Below are 21761 nucleotides of genomic sequence, written 5' to 3'. Positions count from 1 at the left end.
TAAAATAAAAATCCGGAAACAGGTATAACGCTGTTTCCGGATACAAAATTACTTTAATTTCTGTTATAAGAATTTGGCTCTGTTATCTTTTACATTCGCCTTATCTTTCAGTGCGTCAAATATTAAGTTATCGGCACGTTGCAGCATTGTTTGAACAATTTGCTGTTTCTCGCGAACAGGGTTAGTTAATGCAGGTGGGTTGGTAAAGCTATCAACCTGTACTACATAAACACCATGCTGACCGGCAATTGGTTTAGACAACTTTTTAACCGGTGAACCAAATATCTGACCTACCACTTTGTACTCTAATGATAAGCCTGGTATTACCGGGTTAGCAAATACCACATTCTCTACCGGCACAGCACTTACGCCAGCTTTTTGAGCAACTTGCTCAATGCTTGATGAACCATTAAGGGCCGATTCTAGCTTGCTGCTTAATTGTTTGCCTTTTACGTAGTTGATAACCTCGGGTTTAATTTGATTTTTAACAGCGTCTAACGGTAACTGGCCTTTTTCTTTGATTTGAGACAGGCGCGCTACGATGTATTGATCACCAGATGTATAAACCTGGTCTACAATATCGCCTTTGTCAGCTTTGTAGGCCCATCTTACCAGTTCACGAGCATTATCCAAACCTGGCAGACCTGATGAAACGCCGCTTACATCATCGGCAGTTTTTACAGTAAGCTTGTTTTGTTTAGCCTGCTGAACAAAATTGTCTTCGTTTACAGCACCCAAAAAAGCTTGTGCTTGTGCATAAGCAGCAGATTGCGTTTTGTTGCTTGCCACTATCGGCTTATCAACAGTAGCTACTTTTACCACTTTTGATGAACCCGTTTGGCTTTCAATTTCAATCAGGTGAACACCGAACTGAGAAGTTACCACTTTGAATTCGCCTGGTTTGCCATTGAAGGCAGCTTCTTCAAAAGATGGTACCATAGCACCACGGCCAAAAGTACCCAGCTCACCGCCTTTTTCTGCTGATTGTGTATCTTCAGAGAAAACTTTAGCTAAATCGGCAAATGATTTACCACCTTGAATCACTTTTTTCAATGAGTCGGCTCGTGATAAAGCTTTATCGATGCCACCGGCTTTTGCCGCACTGATTAAAATATGACGTGCCTTTACTGAATCAGGACCAACACGAGAATCAACCAGTTTAGCTACTTTATAAGCACCGCCTGATACAAACGGACCATAAATAAAGCCAGGAGCAGCGTTGAACATCACAGAATCCAACACCGGATCCAGCTGGCCTTTGCGCTGATAGATTAAAGGTGCTTTGGTTTCGGCATTTATCTGTACAAATAACGAATCGTTGGTGCTGGTTCTAAAAGCAGGCACCAGTTTATCAACCTGTGCACGAATGGCGGCAGAATCAGCTTTGGTAGCAGCACCGTTAAAGGTTACGTATTCCAAACTGCGAGATTCTTGCGGGTTTTTAAACTGCCCTTTGTGCTCGTTATAATAATCTTCATAATCGCTTTCGCTTACACTTACTTTGTTATCGGCCAATGATGCGTATGACAGCTCGGCATACTTAAACTTAACCAGTTTGTTTTTGGCTTCGTAATCATCCTTAGCATCCAGTGAGTTTGCGTATAAACCGTTGTGCAATAAAGCAAAGTATTTTTCGATACGTTTTTGCTCAATAATGCTGGTAACCAGTTTATCCCACTGTTGAACCAGCGGATCGCCGGGTTTAGCATTTCTGTAACGGGTAAGTACATCGTTTAGGGCAGCTCTGTTTAACTGACCGGTTTTAGGGTCGGTAAAATACTGTGCAATTTGCGGACTAACGTTTTTACCGCTGGTTAACGATTGTATTTCATCAGCACCCACAACGATACCCACTTTGTCCATCTCTTTTTTGAAGATAGCCTGGCTGATGATTTGATTCCAAGTGTTTTCCTGAATGTAATCGGTAATTTGCGGAGTAAGGCTGGTTTGGCCCGACTGCTGCATAAACGCTTCGGTACCTTGTTTTACCTTATCGTTAAAATCTTCATACGATACTTTTTGACCGGCCACTTCGCCCAAATCATTAGTACCGCCGCTTACAAATGACCTGCCGTAAGTAATTACCTCACCGGCAATAAAAGCAAATAGCGCGAGACCGATGATAACCACAAGTATCACCCCCATCCTTTCGCGCAAAAAACCCATTATACCCATATAATCTATAAAATAAATTTTTACTTATTTAAAAGAGGGCGCAAGATACAATTTTATTAAAAATCTGTAAAACAAAAATTTGCGCTCTTAAACACTTTATTGTTGAGAAATGTTTGAGTTGACATTGAACTTTCCGGTGGTGTTCGGAATTGTCCATGGATCGAACTTAGAATTGGTTTCTAACCCATCTCCATATATCACCGTACCGTCTGTAAGGGTAATGGTTACCGGCTTACTTGAGGTTACTTTCTGGGTAGCATTATTCCATATCAATTCATCTGATTTAAACACATCGCCTTTGGCGTTAGTTGCCACTACATTTTTGCGAAGCTCTACTAAATGCTCACTTTCCCGCCTAATGGCATACTCGGAGGTAATTGTGCTATTGGGCTGCAACCCTTTGTCAAAAGAAATGATTTTTACGCCTTTAGGCATTTCATCATATGATTTCTGCACACTGTCAGTTGGCTTATACTGCAACAACAAGGGGGTAAGCATACGTGCCTTTACCTTGGCCGAGTCACTGTAAATCATTTCTACACCAACTGTGCGCTGAACAGGTTTGGTTACCTCTTTGTCTGATATTTCGCGAATTTGTTTCAAGCTGTTTTCGCACGAAGAAAGCACCAATAAGCTTAAGCAACCAAACATGAACAGCCCGTACCTGATAGGGTGACGGGCTGTTTGGTATAATGCCTTTTGGGTGTTAATCAAACCTGTATTTTGTAAACCAAAGATCATTAAGCGTAAAACCTAAGTGAATATTGACAAAATTTTCGCGCAGCAAATTATTTTCAAGTGTACCTCTGCGGCCCAACTCTGCCGAAATATTAATTTTATAAAAGGTGTTATTGGTACGCGGAATAGGCAAGCCTAAACCAAATGTAACTGCGTATTGGTTAATGTCTGTATTATTAACGTTGATATAAGTTTTATCGTATTTTAAACCCAGGCGATAATCGACGCGGGCAAAGTAGCTATGCAAGGCGTTGGCATTAGGTGTAAACTGACCGCCTACATTATAAGTTTCGCTTTTTTTCAAACCTTGGTTTGCATCACCAATGGTAAGCGTATTCCAGTTGGTAGTGCTATAATCGGCTCCTACTAAAAATTTGCCGTCTTTTTGCAGCGATACGCCAAAGTGGTTCATCATCGGCAATTTAATTTTGCCATCTGGTGCTTGCAGACGATACAAGGTATCCAGCGCTACACCTTCATTACCTGATGCATCAATCATATACTGAGATGTATAGTTATTGATTTTTGAGTTAAGCTTAGTGCTTAAAGCTGCTGAATATCCAAATACCAGGTGCGTACCTTCGGCCAAATCAAATGAAACCTGTGTACCCAAATCATAATTTAAACCGCCTACCGAATTACTACGCTCTGAACGGGTACCTAAGGCCCCATATAAATAAGGCACCTCGGTTGATTGGTATTTGTGCAGATTACCAAATATATACGAAACATTACCACCAAAACTTAAGTGCTTGCCTATGCCAAAGCCGTAGCCAAAATAAGCTTTTGATAAGCCACCATCTCCGCTGTAAATATAGTTGACTGTATTGGTATCAACAGGGCTGCCAGTACCAAAGCCCTTAGCGCTTTGGCGGTAGTTATAACCCAACTCGGTATAAGGCATTAAACCAAAACTTATGGCCGAGCGCTTACTTACCGGCGCGGCGAAGGCAAAGTGACTGAGACGAAAGTTAGCGTTAGTTTGACCTGTAGTAGTACTATTACTTAAGGTTGATATGCCAGTGTACGCACCTATATCTATAGTGGTTAAATTTATATAACCGTAAGATGCAGGGTTGAGCACATTGATGGTATTGAAATTATTTATTTTATTGATGGCTGTACCAATACCTCCCATAGCCCGGGTTTGTGGCAATAAAGGATCATTAAAAAGCCCTAAACCAAACTGCGAGTACGGCGAACTGCTGGTGGCCGTGCTTTGCGCAAAAGCCCCCACCGCAAAGCAAGTAAGTAAAAAAGTAAAACCCGATCTGATATATTTAATCATTATGCTTTTGTATAGCTGCGTTTAATCCTTTAAGAACCAGATAAGGTTCCAGTTTAATATAGCCGGCAAAGATGCTATTTTTCAGCACAGTATCCAAAAAAACAGTATCGCCGCCGGTTAGTATAATATTCAGGCTTACAGCCTGATTTAAGTAGCTTTGTATAAACCCCTGCACTTCGTACCGGATACCATTTTGCACACCCGATTGTATAGCTGTTGTGGTATCATCACCATACATGTTGTTAAACTGCAGGTTAGCTTGTACCAGCGGCAAGCCGGCGGTAAAGTGGTTTAACGCGCGGTAACGCATACTTAGCCCTGGCGATATACTGCCGCCCAGGTAATTCCCATCAGCATCTATACCATCATAAGTAATACAGGTACCGGCATCAATAACCAGGTTATAGCCATTAGGGTATAAATGTTTTACTGCCATCACCCCAATTAGCCTGTCGAGCCCTAAAGTATGCGGCGTGCGGTAATGGTTTTTTACGCCCGATGCCATATTGCGGTTAAAGTGAACAACCTTAACCTTTTTTTCCAAAGCCGCCAGCCAAACTTCACTTTCTGTTTTTACAGATGACAAGATGGCTTTTTGTATAGCATGTTTGCTAACTATTTCCAACAGTAAATCACTGCTTGCCTGTTGATAATGGTTGGTCCAAACTAATTCGTTGCCATTAAAAACGGCCAGTTTAGTAAAGGTATTGCCAATATCAATTACCAGTTGTGCCATCTCAGGCCTTAGCCATGTTCAGGATAGACTCGAAAATAGCCAAGCCATCTTCGTTAGCCAGCAGGGTATCAGCAGCACGCTCTGGGTGAGGCATCATGGCAAATACATTGCGTTTGATGTTGCACACACCTGCAATATTTTCGGCCGAACCATTAGGGTTGGCTTCATTGGTGATATTGCCCGATTCGTCGGTGTAGCGGAATAAAATCTGATCGTTATCGTTTAGCGCTTTCAAAGTATCTGCATCGGCAAAGTAATTACCCTCGCCATGGGCGATAGGAATTTTTAATACTTTATCAGCATCTATTTGCGAAGTAAGCAGAGAGTTGGTGGTTTGCGGCTTAATGAAGGTGTTGCGGCAAATAAATTTACGTGATTCGTTATGCAGCAGCGCTCCCGGTACCAGGCCAGCCTCGGCCAGTATTTGGAAACCGTTACAAATACCCATTACATAACCGCCTTTGCCTGCAAACTGGATAACCTCTTGCATAATAGGCGAAAAACGGGCAATGGCTCCGGAACGGAGGTAATCGCCAAATGAAAAACCACCGGGCAGAATTACAACATCTACACCCTGTAAATCATGGTCTTTGTGCCACAGGCGTACCACCTGTTGCCCCATTACTTGCTCAAGCACGTAAATAATGTCTTCGTCGCAGTTGGAGCCGGGAAAAATTACTACACCAAATTTCATGTTACAAAACTAATACAACACCTTGAACCTGAACGAATGTAAAAGTTAAAAAGTGTTAAACTGAAAATAAATTATGCCTACAAGCAGTAAAAGAAACAATGTTTCGTAAAACCACCGCTTGCCGGCGTACAAAAAATAATAAGCAAAAAAGATAGCGATAGGCACAACACACAGCAAAAAGTGCGTACTGCCAAACTCGGGCCGCACATAAAATGACAGCGCCGCTATGATAAATATAAGCAGCAGCAACTGAAAAGTTTTACGCACCAGCACATAGCTTTTAAAAAAGTTCTCCTGCAGTCGGAACAAGCCTAATACTAAGATCAAGGCAACCGGGATTAGCAAAAAATAATCGTATTTATCAAACGCCGTAAAATCTTTTAACGGGGTGCCCAGCGGAAGCCATATTTTATGAAAGTTATTCAGGCTATCATGCAAATAGTAATACACCGCAATAAAAAAGAAAACGGTAGCATAGCCAATTAGGCTGGCTGCATAATCGCGCCAGTCAAACGGTCTGAAAACAACCAATGCAGCCCACACCACCAATACCTGATATACAAACGGCAAATAGATAAGCGTACCAACGGCGGCAATCATCCCCAAATCGAAGCCGGTGGACTTGGCGTCTTCGTCTTTGTACAAGTTTAACAGCTTAGCTACCATCCATATAACCAAATAGTTACACAACAGGGGCGCACTTAGCACCAAAAACGAAGTAAATATACCCGACACTACCACATACATAAGCGCCGGCAAAAAACTGGGCTTACCCAGCAGGTTATGCTGATTAATCAGGTAATTTAAAAGTAAGGCCTGCGATAGTACTACTATACCAGCCAGCATCATGCTTAAAGCCGGCGAAAAGCTTTTGGCGTAGCTAACCGGCAGTATAGAGCGCATAAAAGGTTCGGCCAGCATCAGCTGAACATTCTCGGGTGCATAGATAAGGTAACCAGTGCGCATGATGAACAGCAGGATAACCAACCAGAAAATAGTAAGCGGATTGTAGTTGCGAAAAATATTAATCATGCCTGCCGCAGTTTCAAGGAGGCAATATTACGCAAAATGTTTAAGCTAATACAGCCTGTGTGCGGGCATACTGTTTTACCATAGTATCTACAATCTGCGCCGTCTCATTCGGAAAGTCAACCAATATGCGGCGGTCGTCCGCAATCCACTGTTTTAAACGGCTTACAAAGTTGCTGTTGATACCGTGCACCACCTCGGCCCCAAGCTTGGATGCCGCCAGGGCATTACATTGCTGCTCATACTGGTCGGACATGGGTATCATCATTACCTTTTTTTGCAGATACATCGCTTCGGCTGGTCCTTCAAATCCCCCACCGGTCAGCAAACCTTCGCATCCGGCCAGGCTTTGATTAAAAGCCTCGTTGTTAACCGGAAATATTTGAATATTATCGGTTTCGTACGGTGTTTTTTGTCGCTTCGAAAAAATCTGCCACTTAACCTCTTTAACCTGGCTCAAATATTTAACCAGTGTTTTATCATGATAAGCCGGTAAATAAACCGCGTAATGTCCTTGATTGGATGGCTCTAACTGGCGTATTTCACTACGAATAACCGGTGTATGTATAAAATCATCATACCGGTCAAAATGGAAACCGATGTGATGGGTAGTTGGCGAATAGTATTTGAACAGCCATTCAGCATAATTCCAGCGGGCAGGTCGTGGCGTATTGGGCGACACAAACGAGCACTGATGACTCAATGATACCGATGGAATCTTTTGCAGGCGGCAGGCCCAGGCACTTACCGGCTCAAAATCATTTACAATTAAATCATACTGTTTGAGCGGCAGGTTATGCATATCGCGCTTCAACTGCCGCAAGTTCATGCGCTTAAAGGTTTGCCATTTATCTACCCCACCCTTGGTACCAAACACAAAGCTAAAGCCATGAAATTTGTAGGCCAACGGTTGCGACAAACCCACCTCGGCTTCAGTACCGCTAATCAACAGATCCACCTCACCGTATTGTTGCAGTAAAGGCACAATTTCGCGTGCACGGCTGATATGACCGTTTCCTGTTCCCTGAATACCGAACAAAATTTTCATACAGATAGCAGATGGTGGGTGCGCAAATATAAACGGCTTTTAGTATAAAGCGTTTATATTGAATAATAGTTTACTGTTAAATGTATATTAATGGATGGTGAAAAGGTTTTTTTATTGCGTGGGTATGTTGTAGCAATCTAGGCGTTTATTTATTTGCCTTAGGTTTTGCTGTTTAATAAAGTTAGTGCTATTAGCTTAACTTTCTTCAGTGGTTGTTAACTTACTTCGTCTGCTCATTGCCGCAGGGGCTAGATACTTTTGTCATAGCCACAAAAGTATCCAAAAAGGCCTAGCTCTCGCGATCCCTACCCAACGCTACAGGCAGCCGCCGTCCCGGGCGCGATAGCGGGCCTCTGCGCTTTTTTTTGTCTGAACCGGAATTTATCGAATTAAAGAATTGATAGAACAAGCCCTCTAAAAAGAATCGGCATTCAGCTTCTTTCGGCAGCTACTGCTCTAAGTATAAGCACTGTCTTGAGTAGAAAGAAGGTGCGGCCGGGAGCCTTTTTCTTTTGGTTACTTTTCTTTTTTGCGGTAAAAAAGAAAAGTAACTTCCACTGGCTGTGGTTAAATCACATCCTTATCCTAACAAGGCACAATCAAAAGTCAAAGCACTAACAATTTAAGAAAACTAAAAACACATCTACTACCCAACCTTAAACTTCTCTAACAAATTCTTTACATCCAATTTAGCATCTAGATCTTCTGTATCAGCATAATCTTCCTCATCAAGCTCGGCGGCAAAATCTTCGGGGCGGTATTTGAAGATGGTCCAGTTGCCGTTTACATATTCTAATGAAGTTAGGCTTTCTACCCAATCGCCCGAATTCAGATAAAGTACTGAACCCTGCTGTTCAGTTGAAATGATTTCGCGGATGTCGGCGTGATGAATGTGGCCGCAGATTACATAATCGTATTTCTTATCTACAGCCAGATCGGCTGCGGTTTGCTCAAAGTGATTGATGAATTTAACAGCTTCTTTTACTTTACCTTTTATTTTTTGCGAAAAGCTCATTTTTTGCCGACCAATAGCCGTAAGGCCCCAGTTTACAAAACTGTTAAGCACAATTAAAGTATCATACCCCACAGCACCGAGCTTAGCCAGCCATTTGGAGTGCTGCATAGTAACATCGAATACGTCGCCGTGAAAAATCCATGCTTTTTTGCCGTCGATATTTAATATAAGCTTATTGATGAGTTGAAATTTGCCCAGGTTAAAATCGGCAAACTTGCGCAGCATCTCATCATGGTTACCGGTAAGGTAATAAACCGGTATGCCATCGGTTACAAATTTGAGGATGCGGCGCACCACTTTCATATGCGACTCGGGCCAGTACGATTTACTGAACTGCCAGATGTCGATAATATCGCCATTGAGGACTACAATTTTGGGACGGATGCTTTTAAGGTAACGGAGCAACTCCTGGGCATGACAGCCATAAGTACCCAAATGCACATCCGATATTACCAGTATATCAATTTCGCGCTTTGCCATTCACTAGCTAAAAAATACAGCGTTATTACAGACCGGAGCCTGCCCAAACAAATACAAAGCAACTGATACAACCAGCCTAAGGCCTACTCATCATCGTCGTCTTCCAGAACGCTCAGTTCGTACGGACTAACGTAGAAGGCGGCCAGCAGTACCAGCAACCCCGAAACAATCAGGTAAGGTAACTCGATATTCATTTTTGATAACTGGATAAAAGTCGTGGTTAAAAATTATTTTAACGTTAAGACTGTATTAAATATCAAAGGATTACACTTGTGGAAAACTTTTTTTTATCCGATCGAGCTGCTTAATGTGGTGCTGGGTATGCATGCGTAAAAACTTCATCCATTGCCCGGCATTTAACATGCCCAAACCCGGATGGCTGATTTTGTAGTTAGACGGCGCATGGCTTACCAAAGGCATAATTTCATCCACCCGCTTGCGCAAGCGCACAATCAGATTACGGGCTTCTTCTTTAGATATCTTTTTGGTGAGCCTGGCCACTTCAGGCGGTGCCTGGCGCTTGCCGGGCGGGATGCTGCCCAGCAGAAAAACCATTCGCCCTTTCCAATTCAAGCCCTTATCGGTACAAACACCCGTTTTATTACAACATTTTTCGGCTGCTATAGACGAACCCAAGTCGGCCTGCAAGATATGTGAATACACCTCGGCGTACGACCAACCGCCATCAGGCGGTGTTTCAGTAAACTGATCTTCCGATATTTCATCTAAGCGCTGGCGGTATACGTCTAAGGCAGTATTAATAGCTTTATGCTCGGCGGCTGGGCTCATAACATTTGGGTTAATTCGTCTAAACTTTGTATCTGCATGGGTACGTCATCCGGTTTGGGCGCATTTAACGGGTTGAAGAAAATGGCATCCATTCCAAAATTAAGCGCACCATAAATATCGGCTTCCAAACTATCACCAATCATCAGGCTCTCTTCTTTAATGGCACCGGCCAATTCCAGCGCATGTTTAAATATATCCGGGTGTGGTTTGTTTACGCCTACCACTTCCGAAATAATAACATTGTCAAAATATTTGGCTAAATCAGTACCAGCTACTTTAGTTTCCGTTGATTCCCGGAAACCATTGGAGATAAGGTGCAAGGTATATTTAGATTGCAGATAACTTAGCGTTTCATGGGCGTGCGGAAACAGGTTGGTTTTGGTAGGACACAGTTGTACATAAGCATCCTCAAAACCAGCGGGTATCAAATCTGGCTGCATGCCTAAATCGGTAAAGGTTTTATTAAAACGCAAATGCCGCAACACATCTTTAGTAATTTTACCTAAATGATAATCGGCCCAAAGCTGGTGATTGTTGCGGGTATAGGTTTCAATAAACGCCACGGCGGATGCCACACCTAAAGCCTGCAGGTTGTGCAGTTCATATAACTCTTGCAAGGTCTCTTCTGCGTTTTTATCAAAGTCCCAAATGGTATGGTCAAGGTCGAAGAAAAGGTGGGTGTATTTTTTCATTCAGCATGTAAACTATTGTCGTTGCGAGCGATAGTGTGGCAATCCCTTCGCTTGCTAATAACGCAAGGGAATTGCTTCGTCGTACCTTCTTGCAATGACAAACTTTTAAATATTCCTACAAAGATAAGTTCGATGTTCAATATCACTAAATCTTATCTCCAAATGCCAGATCACCTGCATCGCCCAAACCGGGTACAATGTACGATTTGGTGGTCATTTCCTCATCTACTGCACCAATCCATAGGTTAGCCATCGGTAGATGCGCACGCACATGTTCTACACCCTCAGTACTGGCAATCACGGCAGCAATATGAAGAGCTTTTAGCTGGTACTGATCCAGTATTTCCTTACAAACCTGCACTACGCTTTGCCCCGTGGCTAGCATAGTATCGCACAAAATCAAAGTTTTACCTTCCAGATCGGGTGCTGATATATGCTGAATTTCGATGATAAAGTCGCCGGTTTTATGCACTTTACGGTGCGCGGTAATAAAAGCCGATAGTGATTGATCAAAGACATTCATAAATCCCTGATGCAAGGGTAAGCCAGCCCGCAAAATGGTGCCTAATACCGGCTGCTCATCGGGTATGTTAATAGGGGCAATACCCAATGGTGTTTGTACCTCAACAGCTTTATAAGCAAAACTTTTGCTAATCTCGTAAGCCAGCACCTCGCCAATACGTTCCTGGTTTTTGCGGAACCGCATCCGGTCTTGCTGCAAATCGGCGTCGCGCAACTCGGCTAAAAACTGGTTACAGATGGTATTGGTTTCGTTGAGTATAAAAAGCATATTGGCTGTGGTTTATAACTTAATCAGTTAACGGCAAATCTGTTTTAACACCATGTAAATTAAACCATTTATTCTGAATAAACGTTACTTACTGGCTGGTAGTTTTTACTCAGCAACAACAATCTACATAGAAAGATAACTGGCGGGATCTTTAATTTTGCTAAAATTTTTCGTATTTTTACATAGATGGATTTTAAACTTAATTCTCATTATAAACCTACCGGCGACCAGCCCGGAGCCATAGAGCAACTGGTTACCGGCGTTGAAGCTGGTGAGCAATATCAGACTTTATTGGGGGTAACGGGCTCAGGTAAAACTTTTACTGTTGCTAACGTAATTGAGCAAACCCAACGCCCTACCTTGGTATTAAGTCACAACAAAACGCTGGCCGCCCAGTTATACGGCGAGTTTAAACAGTTTTTTCCGGAAAACGCGGTAAACTACTTTGTATCGTATTACGATTACTACCAGCCCGAGGCTTTCATTCCTACTACCAATACTTATATAGAAAAGGACTTACAGATAAACGACGAGATTGAAAAACTGCGTTTACGTACAACTTCGTCATTAATGTCGGGGCGGCGCGATGTGGTGGTAGTTTCGTCTATCTCGTGCATTTACGGTATGGGTAACCCCGAAGATTTTGCCAACTCGGTATTTAAGTTTGCTGTAGGCACACGTATTAGCCGTAATGCTTTTTTACACCGCCTGGTCGAAATTTTATACTCGCGCACCACAGCCGATTTTAAACGCGGTACATTCAGGGTAAAAGGCGATACGGTAGATATTTATCCGGCTTATCTGGATTATGCTTACCGCATTTCTTTTTATGGCGATGATATTGAAGAGCTAAGCAGCTTTGACCCGCAAACCGGTAAAACCATTGAAAAGTTCCCGAATATGGTATTATTTCCGGCTAACCTGTATGTAGCACCACGCGATAGGTTTACCCAATCTATCTGGGCCATTCAGGAAGAACTAGAGATACGCAAAAAGCAGTTTATAGACGAGCAACGCTTTCTGGAAGCTAAGCGACTGGAAGAGAGGGTGAATTATGATTTAGAAATGATTCGCGAGCTAGGCTACTGCTCCGGCATCGAAAACTACTCGCGCTTTTTTGACGGCCGCAAGCCGGGCATGCGTCCTTTCTGTTTGCTGGACTATTTTCCGGATGATTACCTGATGGTAATTGACGAGAGTCACGTGACCGTGCCGCAAATACGGGCTATGTACGGTGGAGACCGCTCACGCAAGGTATCGTTAGTAGAATATGGTTTCCGACTACCAGCTGCTATGGATAACCGCCCTCTTAATTTCCAAGAGTTTGAACGACTGGCGCCGCAAACTATTTATGTAAGTGCTACCCCCGGCGACTTTGAATTGGAAAAATCGGGCGGTGTAGTGGTTGAACAGGTAATTCGCCCAACCGGATTACTGGATCCGTTGATTGAGATCAGGCCGGTAATTAACCAGGTGGATGATTTACTGGACGAGGTAGATAAAACCATCAAAATGGGTGACCGCATACTGGTAACCACCCTTACCAAACGCATGAGCGAAGAACTGGCCAAATACATGGACCGCCTGGGTATAAAATGCCGCTACATTCACTCTGAAGTAAAAACATTAGAACGGGTAGAGATTTTACGCGGTTTGCGTTTAGGAGAATTTGATGTACTGATTGGTATTAACTTATTGCGTGAAGGTTTGGACTTACCTGAAGTATCGTTGGTAGCTATATTAGATGCAGATAAAGAAGGTTTCCTTCGTTCGGAGCGTTCGTTGATTCAAACCATCGGTCGGGCAGCCCGTAATGATCGTGGCCGGGTAATTATGTATGCCGATACTATTACCGAATCTATGCGTATCACCATTGATGAAACTACCCGCCGTCGTGAAAAACAGATTGCCTATAATGAAGAGCATGACATTGTTCCTAAAACGGTAGGCAAAACCAAAGAAGCCATTATTGAGCAAACCTCGGTGGTTGACTTTAAAGGCGGTGTTCAGAAACCATACATCGAAAGTGAAGAAATTACCGTTGCTGCCGACCCGATTGTGCAATATATGACGAAAGCCGACTTGAAAAAAGCTATCGACAATACCAAGAAAGATATGCTGGCTGCTGCCAAAGACATGGACTTTTTACAGGCCGCTAAATTGCGCGACGAAATGTTTGCCCTCGAGAAAATGTTGGCTGAAAAATAAACCAGCATTTAATGTTTATTAAAGCCTGACGAAAAATCTTCGCCAGGCTTTTTCATTTCTGAAAAACTTACCACACACTACTGCTTAATCGCCAACTTACTGACTTAAAACACATTAACTTGGCATTTTAAACTCCCACACTGTAAGCTGTACCTATTTTAAAACACATGTACACTTAACCATACATTACTGTACAATTAAGATGACATTTTTTAGATGAAAATATTTTAATCCTTGCATAAAATATCAGTCACAAAATTCTACTTTTGTGCAACATTAAAGAAAAAAGCGAGTATAAGTGTAAAAAAGGCAGATATCAAAGCGAGCCAAGTATAAAAACTTGACGATTTCGATAAATAAAAATAAAATCGTGCCAGTTTTATAATAAAGTTAAAATATTTTCAAATAATCAGTATAATGAACTTACGCCCTTCTGAATTATTAACCGACAAACAAATACAATCGGGGCAAAAATATATCCTTAAAGATAGTTTAGCTGGCGAGGCTATGGTAAATCTTTCGGGTGGTGCATTTATCACAGCCATGGCTTTGCATTTAGGTGCATCCAATTTTCAAATTGGGTTATTAGCCAGCTTACCTATATTGACTAATATTTTCCAGTTGTTATCTATATGGCTGGTACAGCGTTATAACAACCGCCGTGCAGTAGCAGTAATCGGTTCTTTTTTAGGCCGCTTGCCAATGTTGTTTGCGGCGTTTTTACCATTTATGTTTTCAACAGCAATGGGTTTAAAATTGCTGTTGGTTATTTTATTTGTTCACTATTTTTTCGGTTCTATTGCCGGAGCCAGCTGGAATGCCTGGGTAAAAGACTTAATTCCGGAAAAAAACCTTGGTTCTTTCTTTTCGCACCGTACCCGTATGGTTACTTTATTAAGTGCCATTTTAAGCTTAGGCGTATCATTTACTATTGATTATGTAAAAGCCCATTATGCCGATAGCCTGACGCTTACTTACTATGCTATTTTTGTATTAGGCGGCATCGTTGGCTTGGTTGGCGTTTACTGGTTATCACGCGCATCAGAGCCGATGCCGTTAACCGTAAATGAGAATGTATTTGCTCAGTTCAAAAAGCCTTTAAAAGATAAAAACTTCCGTCATCTGCTAAAATTTAACGCAGCATGGGCCTTCGCTTTAAATTTAGCTACACCTTTCTTTACCGTATTTTTGATGAAAACCATTGGCTTATCATTATCATACGTAATTGGCTTTACCATGATAGCACAGATGGCCAACATCCTGACCATTAAAAAACTGGGCCGTTTAAGCGACCGCTACAGCAACAAAACCATCATCCATATTTGTGCCCCTATTTATGTAGTTTGTATTTTGGCTTGGACTTATGCAGCTATGCCCGAAAGCAAAATATATAGCATTGCTATTTTAGCTGTAATTAGTGCCGTTAGCGGCATGGCTACCGGCGGAATTGGATTAGCATTAAACAACATAGGTATGAAGCTTGCTCCACGCCGCGAGGCCATGGCTTACATGTCGTCATTAAACATGGTAGTGGCATTCTTCTCAGCTATATCACCAATTATTGGTGGCTTGCTGGCCGACTTCTTTTCTACTTACCAATTGGTTTGGGATTTTCAGTTGAAAGGGATTAATGGCATGCATACCCTGCAATTAATCAACATCCACAGTTGGAGCTTTTTATTTATTATTGGTGCGCTGATGGCTTTAGCTTCATTAAAACTACTAGCCAGAGTAAAAGAACAAGGAGAAGTGCAAAAAGAACGTGTGATACTGTACATGCGCGCACGCCTCAGAAAACAATTACGCCTAAATTCGCAAAGCTTGCGTGGTGGCATTGCCCGCCCGGTACAAAAGGTACAAACCTTGCTGCGTCAGGCATCTTAATAAGCCCTTAATTTCAGTATACATATAAAAAAGAAAGCGTGACCCGAGTGGTTCACGCTTTTTTTGTGCACTTATATTAACGCTGTTATTTTAGTTTAACCGAGCTATAAATATGAAACTCGCCGGGCTGTAAGGATAAGTTGTAGTTAGCTGCAGAAACATTAACAGTAGCGCCCGTCAGGTAATCGTACCAAACCCCAGTTGATGGCATGGTAACAGTAGCGGTTTGTGCAGCCACATCAAAATTACCGGCCACCAGCACCTGCGTGCCATCCGTGCCACTCAATTGAATGGTTTTGACATTCCCATTTAAATTGTATTTAAAATTAGTGGTCGTAAACACCGGGTTGTTAATTTTCATTTTTATCAGCTTGGCATAGGTACTGTACAAATGCTTGCGGCTTGCATTGCTCATGTATTCCCAATGCGGATCTTTATTGCCTAGCCTTCCGCCATTGTCAATACTGATATCATAACCGCGTTCACCAAATTGCCAAAGCATTTTAGGACCAGGAGGCGTTAACAGAAAAGCAGCTGCCATTTCTTGCCGGGCTAAACCGGTGGGCAGGTCTTTTACATTGTAACCGTTGTAGCTGTTACCGTACTGCTCATTTTTAAACATCAGGCGTTCTTCGTCATGGCTTTCAAAGTAAGCTATCCGGTTATAGGGCTGCGTAAAGCCATATTGGTCGTAGAATAAACCGGCCAGGTTCCAGTCGGTATTGTAACCCATGGTGGCTTGGTTAGCATTGTAGTTCATGTTGCTCCACATAATCATGCCTTGGTTGGCCAGTTCGGCCTCTTCCTGATTCACGGCAAAATGCTCCAGTATCAGGTAAGCACCAGGGTCGATGCTTTTAATGTAGTTGTTGTAATTTTTCAGAATAGTCACCCTGCTGGCGTCATAAGCCGACCATGCTGCATCGGTAGTGGAATTGACTTGCGTAAATGCTTTTGACTGATCAAACCTAAATCCGTCGATATGATACTCCTGCAACCAGTACTTTAGCACATTTTTGACATAATATTGCGTGGCAGCCGATTGTTGGTTGAGCTGATAACCAACTGCATAAGGATGCATGTTCTGCGTATTAAACCAAGGATTATCAGCAGCCGGGCTGCCTGCGGCTGTAGCATACATCTGTACCATAGGCGATGAGCCAAACTGATCTTCCAAAACAATATCCTGAATAACGGCAATACCTTTAGCATGGCATGCATCTATAAAGGCTTTGTATTCGTTTTTTGTGCCGTAGTATTTGTCCAGTGCAAACTCATAATTGGTGTTATACCCCCACGATTCATTTCCTTCAAATTCGTTAACCGGCAGTAGTTCAACGGCATTGACACCTAAGTTAACCAGGTAATTCAACGTATCGGTTAAAGTTTTATAATTATGGGTAGCTACAAAGTCGCGAATCAGCAATTCATAAACCACTAAGTTTTTAGGCTCGGGGCGAGTAAACGTGCTAGTTTTCCAGTTGTAAGTAGCGGCATTGGCTTGCATTGTGCTTACAATACCTGTGGTTGAACCCGTAGGGTAAGCTTTCAAATTAGGGTAAGTATCCGACGAAATATATTTATCGTTATCCGGGTCCAACACTTTCTCCGTGTAAGGGTCGGCAACTTTGATGCTATTGTTGATGTAATACTGATAAGAATATTCTTTGGCGGGGTCGAGATTATCTACCTGTATCCACCAACGGGTTCCGTCGGCCGTTTTATTCATGGCAGCAGGTTGCCAGTTGTTAAACTCGCCAATTAAACTAACCGAAGTTTTGCTCGGTGCATACAGGTTAAAAATAGCCGATTTGCCCGAATTGATAAAAGTAACACCGTCGCCCGCATTGGCAGGTATATCTTTATTGATACTGGTAACTTCTGTTGTTTCTGCAACGCCGCTCTTTTTGCAGGCGGTTGAGCAAAATACCAACAGCACAAATGGTAAGAGATGTAAAAATTTGAATCGCATACTTTAAGTTTATCGCTTTTATAACCAGCACCACATTTGTATTTTGCCTGTACAATCAGCTACTACCGCGGCGAAACAGGCGCCGTAATTAAGGCATTGTAAACAAAATTTTGGTATTGGTTTAAATTGGGTTAAGCGGTTGATTGTAAACCGCTATGCAATATGTAAACAATTAAGTAGTGCCGCTATTAAGCCAGAAGCCACTATATTATTTTTTAAGCATTTTCTGCAAATGAATATTGATTATCAGCATGATATCAAAAAATAAGTAATAAAAATTTAAAGCTGTTAGCCCAATAAATTCAGATTATTTAATAATAAGATGTACGCAAATAGGCTATTGCCTTTTTATTTCAGGACGCTTTACGACTTTTTTTTCCATACCGGGCTACTTTTTTGTGACAACCAGTTAACAGGCAGCCCTATCATAAGCAAACATTTTCATCGTTATAAGATTATATTTGTAGCCTAAAGAATTTTTAAATACATGATTTTAATACGTTTTCTGATTATATCTATTTGTGTATTATACATCATCCGCAGCCTGGCCCGTATTTTTTTACCCATGCTGTTTCAAAACATGGTGAACAAAGCACAGCAGCAACAACAACAACAACAAGGTCGTCAACAATACCAGCAGCGCTATAATCAGCCCGATGGTAAAGTTAAAGTGGATTATATTCCGCCGACTAAAAAGAACAGCGTACCCGATTCTGAAGGCGACTTTATTGATTACGAAGAAGTAAAATAACCAGCCATGATACCCGGAAACGTTTTTAAAGACCGCAATTACAGCACACAGGCGCTAAGCACCATCATTATTTCCAATTACATTGTTTTTGCCCTCGGGGTACAAATGTGTTCATCTTGCACAGGCCTTCATTGGTTTTTTTGGGTTATACTGGCCGGACTGGCAGCTTATAATTATTTTACCATACGTCGTAACTTAGATGAATTTGCAGAACGTAAAACACAAGTTATTTACGTAGTAAGCATATTAGGGCTGGGCATTATATACTACTTGCTGGGCGTGGCAGCATTGCATTGCAATACACCCAACACCTTATAAACTAATCGTTTCTATTATCGGCCATTTTTCTATTTTTGGGGAAATATTTTTGACTCCAATAGAATTAAATGAGCAACTGGTTTAAGCGCAATGGCATTCACTTGGCCATTATCGGGATTTTTGTAGCAATCTCATTTGTTTATTTCACCCCTGTATTCAAAGGTCAGGCTTTGTATCAGGGTGATGTGGTGCAGGCCCGGGCCATGCAAAAAGAGATTATGGATGTAAAGGAGAAAACCGGCAAAGCTCCTTTATGGACCAACAGTATGTTTGGCGGTATGCCATCTTACCAAATATGGGTTAAGTATCAATACAACATCACTACTTATGTTGTTGATGTGATGAAAACCATTTTTCCTAACCCGGTAGATACGGTTTTACTTTATTTACTAGGTGCCTACCTGCTGTTTTGCGTACTAAAGCTTAACCCATGGTTGGCTGCCGCAGGTGCTATTGCCTTTGCTTTTTCATCATACAATTTTATTATTATTGGTGCCGGCCACAGCAACAAGGCATACGCTATTGCCTTTTTTGCCCCTATTATTGCCAGCATCATTTTAACGCTACGCGGACGCTACTTGCTGGGTACTGCGCTAACAGCGTTCTTTTTGTCGATGGAAATACGGTCAAACCACATCCAAATGACCTATTACCTGTTGTTGGCTATATTGATTTTTATAGGTATCGAGTTGTACCATGCTATCAAAGCCAAGCAAACAGCCGGCTTTTTAAAATCAGTTGGCTACCTGAGCGCTGCTACACTTTTAGCCGTTGCGGTAAATGCTGCCATGCTGTGGACAACTTATGAATATGGCCAAGAAAGTATCCGTGGTAAATCTAACTTAACCCAGCATTCTACTACCGGTGCACCACAATCAACCGGTGTTGACCGCGATTATGCCTACAACTGGAGCCAGGGTGTTGGCGAGTGTATTACCTTTTTAGTGCCAAATGCTTACGGCGGCGGTAGTGGTACGGAAAGATTAGATAAAACATCAGCAACAGCACAAGTATTCTTAGACAAGCAGCTACCAGAAGATCAAGCTGTTGCATATGCTAATCAAATCGGCAGTATTCCAGGATTCTCTACTTACTGGGGTGATAAACCAGGCACTGGAGGCCCATGGTACTTTGGTGCAATTGTATGTTTTTTATTTGTGTTGGGATTACTTATAGTTAAAAACCGGATTAAGTGGTGGTTATTAGCAGCATCCCTTTTAAGCATATTCCTGTCATTTGGTAAGAATTTTCCTTTCATATCAGACTTATTCTTTAATTATTTCCCACTTTATAATAAATTCCGGGCAGTTGAGTCAACTCTAGTGATAGCAGGCCTATGCTTTCCCATATTAGCTTTCCTTGCTGTACAAGAAGTGTTAACAGCTACCGACAGAACAACCATTACAAAAAAGCTTTTATTGTCACTTTACATCACAGGAGGACTTACATTATTAATGATTGTTTTACCTAGTGCATTATTGAGTTTTAGAACACAAAACTCACAGGAAGGGATTAACTACTTGACCCAAGCTTTTCAGGGTGATAATACATTAGCTAACAATGTAGCCAACGCCATTGTAAAAGACCGAACTAACCTTGAACGCACTGATGCTATAAGGACTTTAGTATTTATCATATTAGCATTCGGAGTACTTTGGGCATACACTAAACAAAAGATTAACATTACCATCGCTTCGGTGATCCTGTTTGCGCTTACCTTGGTTGACATGTGGGGCATTGATAAACGCTACCTAAAAGATGACAACTTTATTGCGAAAGAAGACCTGGAGCAGCCCTTCAAACCTCGTGAGGTTGATCAGTTTATTATGCGTGATACTGACCCTGACTTCCGCGTGTTTGATACCACTTTGGGTGGCGGAACCTTCTCGGATGCTACAGCTTCTTATTTCCACAAAACAGTTGGTGGTTACCATGCGGCCAAGCTTAAACGTTTCCAGGAATTGATTGAAAATCAATTCAGCAAAAGCGTTAATCAGGATGTATTAGATATGCTGAACACTAAGTATATCATCACTGCCGACCCTAAAACACAATCGGCCCGTATGCAAGCCAACCCTACCGCCTGCGGTAATGCATGGTTTGTTAAAAGCTTAAAAGTAGCTAAAAACGCCGACGAGGAGATGCAGGCCATCAGCAGCTTTGACCCGAAAAACGAAGCCATTGTAGACAAGCGTTATACTAACTTAATTGATGCCAAGGCAACTGACTTTGATGATGCAGCAACAATTAAGCTGGTAACCTACAACCCCGAACATTTGGTTTATGAAGCCGGCACACGTGCCAAGCAAACGGCAGTGTTTTCTGAAATTTTTTATGATAAAGGCTGGAAGATGACCATTGATGGTGTAGAGCAACCTTTCTTCAGAGTAGATTACGTTTTACGTGCCGCACAAATACCGGTGGGTAATCACAAAATAGAATTCACCTTCCACCCAACCTCGTACTATACCGGTGAGGGCATTTCTTTAGCCAGCTCTATTATTTTGGTGCTGCTGTTAGCAGGTGTAGCCTTTACTGAGTATAGGAAAAAAGATACAGTAGTGGCTAAGAAAGCATAAGTTCCTTTTAATTAGATATGAAAGCCTCAGCATTAATTTGTTGGGGCTTTTTTGTTTTATTAAATTATGCCATTGCGAAACAGCGGCGGAATGTGCATTAGATATCGAAGCAATTTAAATATTTCAGCAATAAGTAGATTGTGCTATTCATGTTTGCTTAGTGCTGTTAGTTAACTTCTTTCTGTAGGCCTTTACTCACTTCGTCTGCTCATTGCCGCAGAGGCTATTTCTTTTGTCATAGCCACAAAAGAAACAAAAACGCCTAGCTCTCGCGATCCCTATCCAACGCTGCAGGCCGCCGCCGGCCCGGGCGCGATAGCGGGCCTTTGCGCTTCTTTCTGTTTTTATCCTTTTCATTTAACATCAAGCACCAGCAGAACGAACCACAACAAAGAATCGGCATTCAGCTTCTTTCGGTAACTACTGACTTAAGTACAAGTACTGTCTTGAGTAGAAAGAAGGTGCGGCCGAGAGCTTTTTCTTTGGTTACTTTCTTTTTTGCGGTAAAAAAGAAAGTGACATCCACAGGTTGTGGTTCAATCACATCCCTATCCTAATGGAATACTAAACGAAGT

Annotated in this window: 17 protein-coding genes; 5 read left to right on the top strand and 12 right to left on the bottom strand. The window is 42.0% G+C overall.

Annotation, left to right across the window (positions count from 1 at the left end):
- Positions 1 to 63 precede the first annotated feature (63 nt).
- The 11 genes from GPM24_RS18925 to upp all read right to left on the bottom strand — a co-directional run bounded on the left by GPM24_RS18925 (position 64) and on the right by upp (position 11474).
- Positions 64 to 2175, bottom strand: a complete 2112-nt coding sequence (locus tag GPM24_RS18925) for a peptidylprolyl isomerase (protein WP_158828723.1) — start codon at positions 2173 to 2175, stop codon at positions 64 to 66.
- A gap of 96 nt (positions 2176 to 2271) precedes the next feature.
- Positions 2272 to 2916 carry an LPS export ABC transporter periplasmic protein LptC gene (gene lptC, locus GPM24_RS18920; RefSeq protein WP_158828722.1) on the bottom strand — a complete coding sequence of 215 codons (645 nt, stop codon included), beginning with the start codon at positions 2914 to 2916 and terminating at the stop codon, positions 2272 to 2274.
- Positions 2882 to 4201, bottom strand: coding sequence for a BamG family beta-barrel-assembly machinery protein (gene bamG, locus GPM24_RS18915; protein ID WP_158828721.1), 1320 nt, complete (start codon positions 4199 to 4201; stop codon positions 2882 to 2884). Before bamG ends, lptC begins: the two co-directional genes overlap by 35 nt.
- Entirely contained in the window at positions 4194 to 4937 is a 744-nt protein-coding gene (locus tag GPM24_RS18910) for a type III pantothenate kinase (RefSeq protein ID WP_158828720.1), read from the bottom strand. The genes bamG and GPM24_RS18910 overlap by 8 nt, the downstream gene beginning before the upstream one ends.
- A gap of 1 nt (position 4938) precedes the next feature.
- The gene (gene purQ, locus GPM24_RS18905; protein ID WP_158828719.1) at positions 4939 to 5631 is read right to left on the bottom strand and encodes a phosphoribosylformylglycinamidine synthase subunit PurQ; all 693 of its coding nucleotides are present in this window, start codon (positions 5629 to 5631) and stop codon (positions 4939 to 4941) included.
- A gap of 45 nt (positions 5632 to 5676) precedes the next feature.
- Positions 5677 to 6663, bottom strand: coding sequence for a DUF6427 family protein (locus GPM24_RS18900; RefSeq protein WP_158828718.1), 987 nt, complete (start codon positions 6661 to 6663; stop codon positions 5677 to 5679).
- 40 nt (positions 6664 to 6703) lie between these two features.
- On the bottom strand, positions 6704 to 7708 hold the full coding sequence (locus GPM24_RS18895) for a glycosyltransferase family protein (protein WP_158828717.1): 1005 nt from the start codon (positions 7706 to 7708) through the stop codon (positions 6704 to 6706).
- A gap of 646 nt (positions 7709 to 8354) precedes the next feature.
- Positions 8355 to 9203 carry a UDP-2,3-diacylglucosamine diphosphatase gene (locus GPM24_RS18890; RefSeq protein WP_158828716.1) on the bottom strand — a complete coding sequence of 283 codons (849 nt, stop codon included), beginning with the start codon at positions 9201 to 9203 and terminating at the stop codon, positions 8355 to 8357.
- 264 nt (positions 9204 to 9467) lie between these two features.
- Positions 9468 to 9992: a DinB family protein gene (locus GPM24_RS18885; RefSeq protein WP_158828715.1), complete on the bottom strand. Its 525-nt coding sequence runs from the start codon at positions 9990 to 9992 to the stop codon at positions 9468 to 9470.
- Complete coding sequence (locus GPM24_RS18880; RefSeq protein ID WP_158828714.1) at positions 9989 to 10684, bottom strand: YjjG family noncanonical pyrimidine nucleotidase; 696 nt, start codon at positions 10682 to 10684, stop codon at positions 9989 to 9991. The genes GPM24_RS18885 and GPM24_RS18880 overlap by 4 nt, the downstream gene beginning before the upstream one ends.
- Before the next feature lie 145 nt (positions 10685 to 10829).
- Entirely contained in the window at positions 10830 to 11474 is a 645-nt protein-coding gene (upp, locus tag GPM24_RS18875; RefSeq protein WP_158828713.1) for a uracil phosphoribosyltransferase, read from the bottom strand.
- 186 nt (positions 11475 to 11660) lie between these two features.
- Here upp and uvrB point away from each other — a divergent pair, with 186 nt between their 5' ends.
- Positions 11661 to 13682 (top strand): excinuclease ABC subunit UvrB, encoded by a 2022-nt coding sequence (gene uvrB / locus GPM24_RS18870; RefSeq protein WP_158828712.1) that lies wholly within the window; start codon positions 11661 to 11663, stop codon positions 13680 to 13682.
- Between the two features lie 417 nt (positions 13683 to 14099).
- On the top strand, positions 14100 to 15566 hold the full coding sequence (locus GPM24_RS18865; protein ID WP_158828711.1) for an MFS transporter: 1467 nt from the start codon (positions 14100 to 14102) through the stop codon (positions 15564 to 15566).
- 85 nt (positions 15567 to 15651) lie between these two features.
- Here the strand turns inward: GPM24_RS18865 and GPM24_RS18860 are convergent, their stop codons facing one another.
- Positions 15652 to 17538, bottom strand: coding sequence for an alpha-amylase family glycosyl hydrolase (locus GPM24_RS18860; protein WP_158828710.1), 1887 nt, complete (start codon positions 17536 to 17538; stop codon positions 15652 to 15654).
- A 487-nt stretch (positions 17539 to 18025) separates the two neighbouring features.
- Here GPM24_RS18860 and GPM24_RS18855 point away from each other — a divergent pair, with 487 nt between their 5' ends.
- The 3 genes from GPM24_RS18855 to GPM24_RS18845 all read left to right on the top strand — a co-directional run bounded on the left by GPM24_RS18855 (position 18026) and on the right by GPM24_RS18845 (position 21186).
- Positions 18026 to 18289, top strand: coding sequence for a DUF4834 family protein (locus tag GPM24_RS18855; protein WP_158828709.1), 264 nt, complete (start codon positions 18026 to 18028; stop codon positions 18287 to 18289).
- A 6-nt stretch (positions 18290 to 18295) separates the two neighbouring features.
- The gene (locus GPM24_RS18850) at positions 18296 to 18607 is read left to right on the top strand and encodes a hypothetical protein (RefSeq protein ID WP_158828708.1); all 312 of its coding nucleotides are present in this window, start codon (positions 18296 to 18298) and stop codon (positions 18605 to 18607) included.
- 68 nt (positions 18608 to 18675) lie between these two features.
- On the top strand, positions 18676 to 21186 hold the full coding sequence (locus tag GPM24_RS18845; RefSeq protein WP_158828707.1) for a YfhO family protein: 2511 nt from the start codon (positions 18676 to 18678) through the stop codon (positions 21184 to 21186).
- The last annotated feature ends 575 nt before the right edge of the window (positions 21187 to 21761 follow it).

Origin of the sequence: Mucilaginibacter lacusdianchii (genome assembly GCF_009770985.1) — a bacterium.
Taxonomy (GTDB): Bacteria; Bacteroidota; Bacteroidia; order Sphingobacteriales; family Sphingobacteriaceae; genus Mucilaginibacter; species Mucilaginibacter lacusdianchii.
Note: the sequence above shows the minus strand (reverse complement) of the source record. Positions and strands in the feature narration are given on the sequence as shown.

What these genes read in the sequence shown, in the direction of transcription:
- GPM24_RS18925 (WP_158828723.1), bottom strand. Translation starts at nt 2,175, where the DNA reads ATGGGTATAATGGGTTTTTTGCGCGAAAGGATGGGGGTGATACTTGTG.
- lptC (WP_158828722.1), bottom strand. Translation starts at nt 2,916, where the DNA reads ATGATCTTTGGTTTACAAAATACAGGTTTGATTAACACCCAAAAGGCA.
- bamG (WP_158828721.1), bottom strand. Translation starts at nt 4,201, where the DNA reads ATGATTAAATATATCAGATCGGGTTTTACTTTTTTACTTACTTGCTTT.
- GPM24_RS18910 (WP_158828720.1), bottom strand. Translation starts at nt 4,937, where the DNA reads ATGGCACAACTGGTAATTGATATTGGCAATACCTTTACTAAACTGGCC.
- purQ (WP_158828719.1), bottom strand. Translation starts at nt 5,631, where the DNA reads ATGAAATTTGGTGTAGTAATTTTTCCCGGCTCCAACTGCGACGAAGAC.
- GPM24_RS18900 (WP_158828718.1), bottom strand. Translation starts at nt 6,663, where the DNA reads ATGATTAATATTTTTCGCAACTACAATCCGCTTACTATTTTCTGGTTG.
- GPM24_RS18895 (WP_158828717.1), bottom strand. Translation starts at nt 7,708, where the DNA reads ATGAAAATTTTGTTCGGTATTCAGGGAACAGGAAACGGTCATATCAGC.
- GPM24_RS18890 (WP_158828716.1), bottom strand. Translation starts at nt 9,203, where the DNA reads ATGGCAAAGCGCGAAATTGATATACTGGTAATATCGGATGTGCATTTG.
- GPM24_RS18885 (WP_158828715.1), bottom strand. Translation starts at nt 9,992, where the DNA reads ATGAGCCCAGCCGCCGAGCATAAAGCTATTAATACTGCCTTAGACGTA.
- GPM24_RS18880 (WP_158828714.1), bottom strand. Translation starts at nt 10,684, where the DNA reads ATGAAAAAATACACCCACCTTTTCTTCGACCTTGACCATACCATTTGG.
- upp (WP_158828713.1), bottom strand. Translation starts at nt 11,474, where the DNA reads ATGCTTTTTATACTCAACGAAACCAATACCATCTGTAACCAGTTTTTA.
- uvrB (WP_158828712.1), top strand. Translation starts at nt 11,661, where the DNA reads ATGGATTTTAAACTTAATTCTCATTATAAACCTACCGGCGACCAGCCC.
- GPM24_RS18865 (WP_158828711.1), top strand. Translation starts at nt 14,100, where the DNA reads ATGAACTTACGCCCTTCTGAATTATTAACCGACAAACAAATACAATCG.
- GPM24_RS18860 (WP_158828710.1), bottom strand. Translation starts at nt 17,538, where the DNA reads ATGCGATTCAAATTTTTACATCTCTTACCATTTGTGCTGTTGGTATTT.
- GPM24_RS18855 (WP_158828709.1), top strand. Translation starts at nt 18,026, where the DNA reads ATGATTTTAATACGTTTTCTGATTATATCTATTTGTGTATTATACATC.
- GPM24_RS18850 (WP_158828708.1), top strand. Translation starts at nt 18,296, where the DNA reads ATGATACCCGGAAACGTTTTTAAAGACCGCAATTACAGCACACAGGCG.
- GPM24_RS18845 (WP_158828707.1), top strand. Translation starts at nt 18,676, where the DNA reads ATGAGCAACTGGTTTAAGCGCAATGGCATTCACTTGGCCATTATCGGG.